The 12,240-nt window shown below is 69.0% G+C and carries 13 protein-coding genes; 11 read left to right on the top strand and 2 right to left on the bottom strand.

What is annotated here, in order from left to right; all coding sequences use genetic code 11:
- The first annotated feature begins 162 nt into the window (after positions 1-162).
- Positions 163-636, top strand: coding sequence for an ATP-binding protein (locus tag AC07DI_RS13370; protein ID WP_478904337.1), 474 nt, complete (start codon positions 163-165; stop codon positions 634-636).
- On the opposite strand, the gene AC07DI_RS13365 is transcribed toward AC07DI_RS13370, so the two are convergent.
- Both AC07DI_RS13365 and AC07DI_RS13360 read right to left on the bottom strand, forming a co-directional pair.
- The gene (locus AC07DI_RS13365) at positions 620-1,264 is read right to left on the bottom strand and encodes an NAD(P)-dependent oxidoreductase (RefSeq protein ID WP_478904335.1); all 645 of its coding nucleotides are present in this window, start codon (positions 1,262-1,264) and stop codon (positions 620-622) included. The genes AC07DI_RS13370 and AC07DI_RS13365 overlap by 17 nt on opposite strands.
- A gap of 89 nt (positions 1,265-1,353) precedes the next feature.
- Positions 1,354-2,343, bottom strand: coding sequence for an EamA family transporter (locus tag AC07DI_RS13360; protein WP_478904333.1), 990 nt, complete (start codon positions 2,341-2,343; stop codon positions 1,354-1,356).
- 158 nt (positions 2,344-2,501) lie between these two features.
- On the opposite strand from AC07DI_RS13360, the gene AC07DI_RS13355 reads away from it, so the two are divergent.
- From AC07DI_RS13355 to AC07DI_RS13310, 10 genes are all read left to right on the top strand, one after another.
- A complete protein-coding gene (locus AC07DI_RS13355) occupies positions 2,502-3,026 on the top strand; it encodes a MarR family winged helix-turn-helix transcriptional regulator (protein ID WP_478904332.1) in 525 nt (174 codons plus the stop codon).
- Positions 3,027-3,258: 232 nt separating this feature from the next.
- A complete protein-coding gene (locus AC07DI_RS13350; protein ID WP_478904330.1) occupies positions 3,259-3,918 on the top strand; it encodes a hypothetical protein in 660 nt (219 codons plus the stop codon).
- Entirely contained in the window at positions 3,906-4,949 is a 1,044-nt protein-coding gene (locus tag AC07DI_RS13345; RefSeq protein WP_478904329.1) for a hypothetical protein, read from the top strand. Before AC07DI_RS13350 ends, AC07DI_RS13345 begins: the two co-directional genes overlap by 13 nt.
- A gap of 112 nt (positions 4,950-5,061) precedes the next feature.
- The gene (locus AC07DI_RS13340; protein WP_478904328.1) at positions 5,062-5,358 is read left to right on the top strand and encodes a hypothetical protein; all 297 of its coding nucleotides are present in this window, start codon (positions 5,062-5,064) and stop codon (positions 5,356-5,358) included.
- Positions 5,355-6,551, top strand: a complete 1,197-nt coding sequence (locus tag AC07DI_RS13335) for a putative T7SS-secreted protein (protein ID WP_478904326.1) — start codon at positions 5,355-5,357, stop codon at positions 6,549-6,551. The genes AC07DI_RS13340 and AC07DI_RS13335 overlap by 4 nt, the downstream gene beginning before the upstream one ends.
- A 5-nt stretch (positions 6,552-6,556) precedes the next feature.
- Positions 6,557-7,216, top strand: coding sequence for a hypothetical protein (locus AC07DI_RS13330; RefSeq protein WP_478904324.1), 660 nt, complete (start codon positions 6,557-6,559; stop codon positions 7,214-7,216).
- Positions 7,217-7,234: 18 nt separating this feature from the next.
- On the top strand, positions 7,235-8,503 hold the full coding sequence (locus AC07DI_RS13325) for a hypothetical protein (protein ID WP_478904323.1): 1,269 nt from the start codon (positions 7,235-7,237) through the stop codon (positions 8,501-8,503).
- Between the two features lie 156 nt (positions 8,504-8,659).
- A complete protein-coding gene (locus AC07DI_RS13320) occupies positions 8,660-10,000 on the top strand; it encodes a nitrate/nitrite transporter (protein ID WP_478904321.1) in 1,341 nt (446 codons plus the stop codon).
- Positions 10,001-10,149: 149 nt separating this feature from the next.
- Positions 10,150-11,304, top strand: coding sequence for a uroporphyrinogen-III synthase (locus AC07DI_RS13315; RefSeq protein ID WP_478904319.1), 1,155 nt, complete (start codon positions 10,150-10,152; stop codon positions 11,302-11,304).
- A gap of 131 nt (positions 11,305-11,435) precedes the next feature.
- The gene (locus AC07DI_RS13310) at positions 11,436-12,029 is read left to right on the top strand and encodes a CGNR zinc finger domain-containing protein (RefSeq protein WP_384254938.1); all 594 of its coding nucleotides are present in this window, start codon (positions 11,436-11,438) and stop codon (positions 12,027-12,029) included.
- Positions 12,030-12,240: the final 211 nt, after the last annotated feature.

Below are 12,240 nucleotides of genomic sequence, written 5' to 3'. Positions count from 1 at the left end.
AAGTGTGTTGCCTGTTCGGTATCAAGTATCACACTGACTCCTCTACGGTGAGTCGCATACCGCCCAACTGGCCTCGTCCATAAGCCGGAAGAGCACCGCATAACGGCGGCATCGCCACCGCTGGACGCCAGGCGGGCACCCCCTTCCTCCCAGGAGCCATCCATGGTCACCGTAACCCCACCCGAAGGCTGGTCCTACGCGCTCCACCTGCCCCATGACCCCCGCGCCCCACGCGTGGCCCGTATGACCCTGCGGGCCGCCCTCGCCGGTCACGGCATGGCCGAACTCGGCCACATCGCCGAGCTGTTGACGTCCGAGCTGGTCACCAATGCCTACCGGCACACCGAAGGGCCCGCCTCGCTGCGACTGCGATCCGTGCGGGCGGGCCGGCTCCGGGTGGGGGTGTGCGACACCAGTTCCCACATTCCCGCCCCCTTCGACAAGCCGCCCGGGGCCTTCGGGGGCGCAACGGCACCGCCCGCCCCGGAGGGTTCCGGTGGCGGGCGGGGTCTGCATCTCGTGTGCGAGTGTGCCGACTCGTGGGGCGGGTGGCTGCTCGGGCACGAACTCACGGGCCGAGGCGGCAAGTTGTTGTGGTTCGAGCTGGATCGCAGAGGGGTCAGTAGCCGACCGTGAATCGTGCGCGGTGGTGGGCGGGGTGTTCCGCCTCGTCCAGGAGAGCCATCGCGAAGTCCTCCATGGAGATGGCCGAGTTGCCTTCCGCGTCCACCAGCAGCTCGTCCTTGGCGAGGCGGAACTTGCCCGTGCGTATGCCGGGTTCGAAGAGGGCCGCAGGGCTCAGGTACGTCCAGTCCACGTCCGTCTCCGCCGTGCGGACCGCGTCGTACTGGGCGTTGGACGCCTCGGCTATGTGGCGCCAGGCCGCGGGGACGTAGCGCGGGTCGTCGATCGCGAGGACCCCCTCCGTACCCGGGACCGTGAGGCTGCCCGCGCCGCCGACCACGAGCAGGCGGACGCCGGTGCCGGCCAGGCCCGCGAGCAGTGACGTGGAGACGGTGGCGTGGTCGCCCTCGCGGCCCGGGGCCGGTCTCGTGGCATTGACCACCAGGTCCTGTCGCGCGCTCAACTCCCGTACGTTGTCGGGGTTCGCCGCGTCGCCCGTGCGGTGTACGGCGTCGGGGTGCAGCTCCGTGAAGCGGGCGGAGTCGCGGACGACGGCGGTGACCTCGTGGCCCCGGGAGAGGGCTTCGGTGACGATGCGGCTGCCGGTGTTTCCTGCCGCTCCGAAGACGGTGATGCGCATGGGAGTGCTCCTTGGGTTGTCGGTTGTCGGTTGTCGGTTGTCGGTTATCGGTTATCGGTTCTCGGGGTCTTGCGTGCTGTGGGAGGGCGTCAGCTCGACTTGGGCTGCCGGGGTCCGGAGTTCCTGGCCTGGCCGAGGAGCACGCTCGCCAGCACCAGGGCCAGGCCGACGAGCTGCCACACGGTCAGGGTCTGGCCCAGGAGCAGCAGGCCCGCGAGTGTGGCGACCACCGGGTTGGTCAGGCCGAGGAAGGAGAGCGAGGACGCGGGGAGGCGTTCGATGCCGCGGAACCACAGGGCGTACGCGAGGGCCGTGCCGATGATGCCGAGGTAGGCGTATCCGGCGATGTTGGAGCCGGTGAAGTGGTCGGGCAGGCCCTCGGCGGTGAGGGCGACGGGGGCCAGGATCAGGCCGCCCGCGGTCAGCTGCCAACCGGTCAGGGCCAGGAGCGAGACGCCCTCGGGTCGACCCCACCGCTTGCTGAGCACCACGGCGAAGGCCATCAGCGTGGTGGCCGTCAGCATCGCCGCGATTCCCGCGAGGTCGACCACCGCGCTGCCGCGCAGGACGAGGAGGGCGACGCCCCCGACTCCGACGAACCCGGCGGTCAGCGTACGGCGGGTGGGGCGCACCTTCAGGATGCCGACTCCGAAGCCCGCCACGAGCAGGGGCATGACCGCGCTGATCGTCGAGGCGACGCCGCCGGGCAGGTGGTAGGCGCCGAAGAAGACGAGCGGGAAGAAGGCGCCGAAGTTGAGTACGCCGAGCACGGCGGCCTTCCACCACCAGTCGCCGCGCGGCAGTCGCCGGGTGAGGGCGAGGAGGATGAGACCGGCGGGCAGGGCGCGCAGGGCGGCGGCGAGCAACGGACGGTCGGGCGGCAGGAGTTCGGTGGTGGTGACGTAGGTGGTGCCCCAGGTGGCGGGGCCGATGGCGGCGAGCGCGGCGATGCCGGCGGCGGCTTTGGCGGAGGTGCGGGGGGCCGGGGCCTGCTCCCGGACTCCCTGGGCCTGGACGGTCGAGCTCCGGACGGTCGGGCTCTGGACGGTCGGGCTCTGGACATCGCTCTGCACGGACATGACGCTTCCCCTCGTTTTCCCCTGAACGCTGTTATTCTCAACGTTGAGATAAATATGGGCCCTGGGCCTGCGAACGTCAAGTATCTGAACGTTGAGAGATCTGCGTGCGCGGAGAAGAGACGCCGCCGGCCCGGCTCCCCGAAGGAGGAGGACACCTCGTGACCGACCAGGAGAGCGCGGACGCCATCGACGAGCTGCGGGGCCAGTGGCGCCGCGAGCGCCCCGACCTCGACCAGACGCATCTGGACGCGATGGCCCTGGTGGGCCGCATCAAGCGCGCCGATCACCTGCTGAGCAAGGGCATGAAGCGGGTCTTCGTCGAATACGGCCTGGAGTTCGCGGAGTTCGACGTGCTCGCCACGCTGCGCCGGGTCGGCGCCCCGCACGAACTGACCGCGGGCGGCCTCCTGAAGACCGCGATGGTGACGTCCGGCGCCATCACCAACCGCCTCGACAAACTGGAACGCAAGGGCCTGATCGAACGCCGCCCCGACCCCGCCGACCGCCGCGCCATCCGCGTCCGCCTCACCCCGGCGGGCATGGACGTGGTCGACCGCGCGGTGGTCGACCACGTCGCGAACGAGGAGGCCATGCTGGCGGCCCTGACCCCGGAGGAACGTACGGCGCTCGACGGGGCGCTGCGCCGGTTGCTGGTGTCGCTGGGGGATACGCATCTGGGGTGAGTCGGGCCTGCGTTGCTTTCGCGGGGTGTGAACGGATGGCTGGGCGCCCCTCCTCGCGTGGCACTCAGTGATCAAATCGGTGCAGTTGGCGATCGATTTCCGCCAACGGCAGGCGTGTGCGGCCGCTATGCCCGCGTATGCCTGATGTGCGGCAGAGCTCGACGTGGCCTAGCCCTTCTCTCATGGATAGCTTGGTTCACTCCAGAGAACCTTCGCCCCACAGGAGCTGACCGTGAACCGCCGACCCGCCCTGCTCACAGCGGCCATCATGACTGCTGCGGCGGTCTTCTCCCTCTCTGCCTGTGGAGGGGGAGGCGGTGGTTCCGAAGGCAATGACAAGATCGCGGGCGCAGGTTCCGGAGACGAGGCGAAGAAGGCCCCGTCGGCCACGGCTTCGCCCGCCGGGATCGATCGGCCCAAGATCTCCGTGCCGAAGGACGTCGACCTGGTATTCGCTCCCGAGGCGACGGGAGACGCCAAGACCGACGCGGTGTTGCGCGACAACGCGGAGTACTGGCGAGCCATCATCGAGTCGATCGAGAAGCAGGACCCGAAGTCGGAGGCTGTGCGGTTCTACAGCAAGGGGTCGGGGCTGCTCGGGACGATCGAGTGGTCCGGCAACTTCATCAAGTCCGACCTGACGCTGGCGGGAACGGTGCGCTTCACCGACCGAAAGGTCAAGTTCAGCAAGGACGGTTCGGCCGGTCTCACCTATTGCTCGGACGAGTCCAAGGGATTCACGAAGGACCGCAAGACCGGGAAAAAGCACGTCACGCAGGCCGGCAAGGACTCGTACATCCTCTACAACGATCGTCTGCGCAAGAACGCCGACGGCGTGTGGCAGCTCACCAACAGCACCTCCGAGATGGGGAGCGCGCTGTGCCGGCCGTGAGTCCGAAGGGCGTGGTCGTGACAGCCCTCGCGGTCATGGTCATCAGCGCACAGGCAGCATCGCCGGCCTGGGCCGGATGGTCGGATCAGACGGACGGCAAGCAGGCGAAGGGCGGCAAGAGCGGCCGGACCATCACCGTCGAGACCAAGATTCGGACATCGGTCAACGGCAACTCCAACTCGTCCAGGACCGGGAATCTCTCGTCAGCGGACAGCAATTGGGATCCACCCGCCTGTTGGTACGAGCCCGCTTTCTCGCCCAAGGAGATCGAGCGAACGGTCAAGGCGTGGCGGGGCTTCGGAGGCAGTGTGCCGCTCTTCGACGGTGTCGGGGAGTTCGTGGGCGACTTCCTCGACAGCCGCTACAAGGAGGGGCATCCGTACAAGAACTACAACCTCGACAAGCAAGGAAAGGGGATGTTCTGGGCCGCTGCTCCCAACCCGAACCGCAAGGGCGATCCCGAGGCCAGCGCATGCGACAGGCAGCCCTTCTGGGTCGACAAGGGCGAGACGCCGAAAGAGCCCCTGGCCGTGACACCCGAGATCCTCGCTGAGTACGCCTACGACGAACTGCCCGTACCTGGCACCGAGATCGCCATGGCGCCCGAGGGGGTGACGAAGGTCAACCTCCCAACGTGGGCCTGGCTGGACAGGGCGAAGTTCAAGAAGGTTTCCGTCACGGCAAGCATCCCGAACTCAGGGCTTTCCGCGACTACGACAGCCGAGCCCGTCTCGCTGTCGATCGATCCGGGAACGGACGACGCCGAGACCTACCCCGCCTCCGGGGAGTGCCCCATCGTGGGCGGCAAGATCGGCACCCCCCGTGCCAAGGGCACTCCGGCAGACACGCAGCCCGCGTGCGGGGTGAAGTATCTGAGGTCCTCCGGTGACACCTCGTACAACCTCCGGGCGACCGTCACCTGGGAGATCCGCTGGACCAGCACCACAGGCGAACGCGGAACGCTGCCCGACGGGCAGTTCGGCGCGGACCAGCAGGTCGCGGTCGAGGAGGTGCAGTCCGTCAACCGGTGAGCGGAAGCGGGGGTCGGCGGCCTGCGCCGAACGTCCCGGGCAGGGGCTCGTACCTGCCGGAAGCGGCTGCCCCCCATGGATCTCCTGCTGCGTGACGAGGGGAAGAACGCGCGTGAGCGACCTGTACATCGACGGCGAAATGTTGCGCCGAGTTCGACGCAACTTGGGAAATATCGAGGATCTTCTCGGCAAACCGATCCGGGCCATGGCTGACATGGATGTCAAAGCGATGGGCACCAAGGACTTGGAGCGCCGTATGGAAGATTTCGGCGAAGAGTGGGACTACGGGATCGGGCAGTTGCGAAAATTTTCGAAGGGGGCGGCGAAGACTCTGGCCCATATCGAGAATACCTTTGAAAAACTGGACCTGGATCTCGCTGCCGCGCTCTCGAAGGCGGCGAAGAAGTGAGTGCCCCCGCGATCGATGACTTCCCTGCGTTGGGGTTCGTCCCGTGCCCGGGAAACCATGACGAAGTGGACAAGGTCGTCGGCTCGATTCGTGGAGCGGCAACCGCACTTGGGGAGATCAGAAGGGTCCTGCGCGGCGCTGACGACGGGGAGTGGCGGGGGAAGGCGGCCATCTCCTTCCGGGAGCTGCTGGATGACGAGTTCCGGCCCAAGGTGGAGGAGGCCTTCGATTCCTTCGACGGGGCGAAGGCCGTCATTCAGGGCTGGGCCGACTATATGAAGGACAAGCAGAAGGTGGCCCGCGGCCTTGAGCGGGAAGCCGCAGAGATCAAGAAGGCTGTCGATAAAGAAGAGGGAAAGAAGGGAGGTGCGGGGAAGCGTGAGTCCGGGTACGAGGCCAAGGAGACGTCAACCGGTTCCGATGACGGCACCGATCCGGTCGAAGAGGTGCGCAAGCGGGCGCGGACTCTACATGCGAATTATCAAGAGGAAGGGAAGAACGCTGCCGATCGCCTGAAAGATGCCATCGATGTGGCACCGAATGAGCCCGGCTTCTGGGAGAGCCTGGGCGACTTCATCGGCGACGTGCTCGATAAGATCGGTGATGCGCTGGCGTGGGTGCACGATCAGCTCATCGAGTTACTGGGCAAGTTTGCCCCTCTGCTGGACCTCATCGGGGACATCGCGGGGCTCTTGAGCGCCGTCACAGGGCTTCTGGCGCTGATCCCGGGGCTTCAGTTCATGGCCGCTGTCTCGCTCCCACTGGCCGGAGTTGCACTGGGGGCCCACTACCTCTCCGCAGTCGGCACCACAGGGAGTTTCGGCAAGGCGTTGCTGACCAAGGACGTCATCATGGATGCCGTGGGATTCGGGGTCGGAAAGTTGGGCGCAAGGATGGGGGACAGTGTTCTCGCGGCGGCTCAGCTCTCGGGAGCGCCGATGCGGACGGTCCCCCAACTCATCGGCCCTGCCCAGGAAATTCCGTACGGAATATTTCAACTCGCCAAGAGTACGCCCAGTGCTTCCTATGTCATGGGGCAGGATGAGTTCATCTCGCGTGCCGCCAGTTTCCATATGACCTGGGCTGGGCACGCGCTGACGGCCGAGGGCGGCGGCGACACCGCCGAGACCGTCGGAAAGATCTTCACATGGGACTTCGGCGCACTGACGCAGAAGCCAGTGGTGTCCAAATGACTGTGGTGAGCGACGAAGTGGCAGGCATCGAGCCGGGTCGGGTCGAACTGTTCGTTCCTCCCGACTGGTTCGACCTGTTGGCCGACGGGGCCGACAAGGAAGCCACTCGGGTCCGTTGTGCCGAAATGATCCGCCTTACCTACCCGAACACCCCGGCGTGCCGCAGGGAGGAGTTCGTCGACGGTTTGATGGAGTGCCATGAGCGCTACCTCGCCGACGGTGCTCTCATGTACGGCGTGATCACGGCGCCGCTTCCCAGCACGGGCGCACAGGCCGTATGGCAGGTGCAAGCGGGGGTCGTCGCCGTGCCGTCGGCCCCTGACGAGGTGGACCTCGGTGAGCTGATGTCGAGAGTGTTCGACGCGCAATTCAGGGATCAGGTCGCCTACGTAGAACGGTTCACCACGGAAATGGGGATCGGTATCGGGTTTCTGTCACAGCCGCCTGTTCCCGTTCCGGAGGACTGGGAAGAGGAGGTTCCCGCAGACTTCAGGACCGGTCTGGCGGGTGCTCTGGCCTGCCCGCCCGAGGGAGGCAAGGGTCTCCTGGTCATAGGGACCTGCTTGGATCCTGACCAAGTTCGTGAGCTCGCCGGTCTCGTTGCGATCATTGCCGGGAATTCGGTCTTTCTGCCCGCCTCGCCACCGACTCCGAGTGACCAGTAGGACGACAGAGGAACGGACATGACGAATACCACTCACGCAGACTCCTCACCACGAGGTTCGTTGTTCCGTGCGGCGCCGCTTCCCGAGGGACCCGGTCCGGCCGGGGCGTGGCCGGAGCGGGCGGGTCTTCTGCGGGCGCAGTCGGAGGCGCTCAGGAAGCTGATGCGTGAGGATCTCTCGCGTGGCCGTGGACTGGTCTTTCTGTTGTGTGCGGGGCTGGCGACCCTCGTGGCCGTTCTCGTGCCGGTCCTGTTGGCCGACGCGGCCTCGAGTGACAGCGACGACTTCGCCGTATCGGTCGCGGGCTGTTTGCTGCTGGTGATCGTTGCGCTGCCGGCGCTGCTGGTCCTGCGCTCGTTGCGTGCCCGAGGGCTGCGGCGTCGGCGTCTGTTGCGTGAATGGGCCGCTGCGGATCGGGGGCACGACTCCGAGATCCCGTCGGGCTACGGATCTCAGGGCTCTCCGCACTCCCGCTTCTTCAACGCGGCGGCCATCCTGGTCGTGGCGTTCGTCCTGGCTGTCGTGGTGTCGGCGAACGTGTCCGATGCCGACGCACTGGTGATGCTGCCGGGGCTGGCCGTGGGAGCATCCTTCGCTTGGGCGACGGTGCGGAAGTACGCCGACCGGTACAGCTGGGCGTCGCGGGAGAACGTGATGCGAGGGCGCGCCCGCCGACGGCATCAGCACCGGACTCAGATGTCCGGAGGGGTGGAAGTCCAACGGGCCGGGGTCGGCCCCCTGTTGCTCTACGTCGCTCTGTGTGCGCCCGTCACCATCGTTGCGGTGGTCTTCGTGATCGTCCGGCCGGAGAACGTACTCGGCCTCGTCCCAGTGGGTCTTATCGCCCTGGCCGTGTTGGTCGTCGGCCTGCCCATGACCGCGCTCCGGCGGAGCCGGGAGCGAAAGCGGCTCGCTCGGGCTGTCGGCTCCCTGGCGGCCGAGTTCCCGCCCGGAGCAGTCGTGCATCCGGTCCGGTACGGGCTGGGCGAACCCACCGAGCATCATCTGGCCGACGGCCCCGCGGCGTGGGATTGCGGCCCCTCGCGGGCCGGCGTGCTGGCGATCGGCGCGGGGGCGCTCCAGCTTCGCGGGGCGGACGGCAGCGCCCTCGACATCCCGCTCACGGAGCTCGTGTGTGTGGTGTGTATCGCCAATACGGTGAACTGGCTCGATCCGACTGTCGACCTCCTTCTCCACTCCGGCGATTCGGTCGAGCTGCGCACGGCCCGAGCCCTGGAGGTCGCCGAGACGCTGTCCGGCGCGGGGGTGCGGACCGTGTCTGTCTAGAGCTCCCCGCCCCCTCACCACCTCACCCCGCCCCAAGTGAGAGCAACGTTCCCCCACGGTCACCGGAGGCCACGAGGTCGAAATGCGGGATGCCTAGCTTCGGGAGGCGTGGGGTCGTCCTTGGGGGGCGGCCGGGGCGACGTCTGGAGGCATGTGATGTGGATCGAGCGGTGGGATCCGGAGGATGAGACCTTCTGGAAGGAGGAGGGCGGGGAGCGGGTCGCCCGGCGGAATCTGGCGTTCTCCGTGCTCTCCGAGCACATCGGGTTCTCCGTGTGGAGCCTGTGGTCCGTCATGGTGCTGTTCATGGGGCCCGAGTACGGCATCGACGCCGCCGGGAAGTTCTTCCTCGTGTCGATGGCGACCCTCGTCGGAGCCGTCGTCCGCGTCCCCTACACCTTCGCCGTCGCACGCTTCGGCGGGCGCAACTGGACCGTCATCGCGGCGTCCCTGCTGCTCGTGCCGACCGTCGCCGCCTTCGTGGTCATGGAGCCGGGGACGTCGTACGGCACGTTCATGGTGTGCGCGCTGCTCACCGGCGTCGGCGGTGGCAACTTCGCCTCAAGCATGACCAACATCAACTCCTTCTTCCCATTGCGGGAGAAGGGATGGGCTCTCGGGCTCAACGCGGGGGGCGGCAACATCGGCGTGCCCGTCGTGCAGCTCGTCGGGCTCGCCGTCATCGGCGCGGGCGGCGGGCCGCGCCTGGTGCTCGGGATCTACATTCCCCTCGTCATCATCTCCGCCGTCTGCGCCTTCCGCTACATGGACAGCATCTCGTCCGTCCGCAACGACACCGGGGCGGTGAAGGCCGCCGTCCGCGACCCGCACACGTGGATCATGTCGTTCCTGTACGTCGGGACGTTCGGGTCGTTCATCGGGTACAGCTTCGCCTTCGGGCTCGTCCTGCAGACGCAGTTCGGGCGTACGCCGCTGGAGGCCGCCCAGCTCACCTTCATCGGGCCGCTCCTCGGCTCACTGATCCGGCCCGTGGGCGGGCGGCTCGCCGACCGGTTCGGCGGGGCGCGCATCACCCTGGGGAACTTCCTCGGGATGGGCGCCGCCACCGGCGTGGTCGTCGTGGCGTCCGTGCGCGAATCGCTGCCGCTGTTCGTCGGCGCGTTCGTCGCGCTCTTCGTGCTCACCGGGCTCGGCAACGGATCGACGTACAAGATGATCCCCGGCATCTTCCAGGCGAAGGCCGAGGCCAAGGGGCTCGTCGGCGAGCAGGCCGCGGCGTACGGGCGGCGGCTCTCCGGGGCGGCGATGGGACTGATCGGGGCGGTCGGCGGGCTCGGCGGCCTCGCCATCAACCTCGCCCTCCGGCAGTCCTTCCGGACGGTCGGCTCCGGCACCGGCGCGTTCGTCGCCTTCCTCGTGTTCTACGCGGTGTGCTCGGCCCTCACCTGGGCCGTATACCTTCGAGCAGCGGCCCCCCGTACGGCCCGCGCGACCGCCGCGGAGGAGAAGCCGCAGCTCGGCTACGCCGAGGTGTGACGTGCTGCCGTGCTCGGATGGGACGTAACACGACGGACATCGCAGCGAACCGGGCCCGTCACGCGCCGTTGACAGGCTCGGTCGTCCGCCGCCCACGAGCAGCCGCCGGCGGGACGAGAGCCACGAGCGCGACGAGACGAGACAGGCCTATGCACGACACCCCATCGAACGACCCGGCCGCCCACGGCCCCCTCGCCGGATTCACCGTCGGCGTGACCGCCGCCCGGCGCGCCGACGAGCTGGGCACGCTGCTCAAGCGGCGCGGCGCCACCGTGCTGCACGCCCCCGCGCTGCGCATCGTGCAGCTCGCCGACGACAGCGAACTCCTGGACGCCACCAAGGAGTTGATCGACCACGCGCCGGACATCGTGGTCGCCACCACCGCCATCGGGTTCCGCGGCTGGGTCGAGGCTGCCGACGGCTGGGGGTACGGCGAGGCCCTGCTCCGCTGCCTGCGCGGGGTCGAACTCCTCGCCCGCGGGCCCAAGGTGAAGGGCGCCGTGCGCGCCGCGGGGCTCACCGAGGAGTGGTCGCCGTCGTCGGAGTCCATGGCGGAGGTGCTCGACCGGCTGCTCGGCGAGGGCGTCGCCGGGCGGCGCATCGCGCTGCAACTGCACGGGGAGCCGCTGCCCGGCTTCGTCGAGGCGCTGCGGGCCGGCGGCGCGGAGGTCGTCCTGGTGCCCGTCTACCGGTGGCTGCCGCCGGAGGACCTCACCCCCTTGGACCGCCTCCTCGACGCGACGGTCGGACGCGGCGTCGACGCGCTCACGTTCACCAGCGCCCCCGCCGCCGCGTCGCTGCTCGCCCGCGCCGAGGAGCGGGGCATGACGGACGAGCTGCTCGCCGCCCTGCGCCACGACGTCCTCGTCGCCTGCGTGGGGCCCGTCACCGCGCTGCCGTTGCAGTCCCTCGGCGTGGACACCGTGCAGCCCGAACGCTTCCGGCTCGGCCCGCTCGTACAGGTGCTGTGCCGCGAACTTCCCGCCCGGGCGCGCGCCCTGCCCATCGCGGGCCACCGCGTCGAGATCCGCGGCCACGCCGTCCTGGTCGACGACGAGCTGCGCGCCGTGCCGCCCGCGGGCATGGCCCTGCTGGGCGCGCTCGTCCGGCGCCCCGGTTGGGTGGTGGCCCGCGCCGAGCTGCTGCGCGCGCTGCCGGGCGCGGGGAGCGACGAGCACGCGGTGGAGTCCGCGATGGCCCGCCTGCGCACGGCGCTCGGGACGCCGAAACTGATCCAGACGGTCGTCAAGCGGGGCTACCGCCTCGCCGTCGACCCGGCCACGGGGTCGAAGTACGCGGAGTGAAGGGCGTCGCACAAGGCCAAGGGCCCTAATCCCGAAGCGTACGCCGGGTTCCGGACCCGCCCGGGGAGGGGCACTGTAGGGGTACGCAACGGCATTCACTCACCGGTGACCCCCAAGGCGGTGACAGGCGCATGGCGTTGGGCACGGCCCCGGCCCCGTACGAGCTGCGCTTCGACTCCGGGCGGAGCTGCCTGGACCTCGTGGCGACGGACCATCCCGTGGAACGGCTCTACTCCGTCGAGAGACTGCGCGCCTGGCTCGCCGGCGCGGGCCTCGTCCCGGTGGGCGCGCCACTGCCCGAAGCGGGGCCGCAGTGGCTCGCCGCCTTCCTCGAACTGCGCGGCCATGTCGCCCAGTTGGTGTACGGCGAGATCGAGCACAGGCCCGCCGTCACCGTCGCCGCGCTCGACCGCGTCAACGCGCTGGCCGCCGCGGCGCCCCCCGCGCCGTGCGCCGTACGCGCCGCCGACGGCACGCTGGTGCGCGTGCTGCGCGGCGACCCCGGCTGCGCGGCACTGGTGGCCGCCGTCGCCCGGGACACCGTCGACCTGCTCACCGACCCGGCCGCCCGCGCCCTGCTCCGCCGGTGCGAGGGCGACAACTGCCCCCTCGTCTACCTCGACACCTCCCGCGGCCGCCGTCGCCGCTGGTGCTCCAGCGAGGTGTGCGGCAACCGCGAACGGGTGGCGAGACACCGCCGCAGGGCCGCGCTCGCCCGCCCGTGAGCCGACGGGCGCCCGGCAACGTACGCAGTGATGTACGCAGTGACGTCCGCACGCGCCGGACCCAGTGACGTCCGCACGCGCCGGACCCAGTGACGTCCGCACGCGCCGGACCCAGTGACGTCCGCACGCGTTGAACACCCGCCACTCCCCGTACGTACCTCCGACGTGAGACCCGCCCGACCCCGCCAAAGCGCGGACACCGGAGGTACGC

It is taken from the genome of Streptomyces sp. NPDC044106 (genome assembly GCF_056433985.1).
Note: the sequence above shows the minus strand (reverse complement) of the source record. Positions and strands in the feature narration are given on the sequence as shown.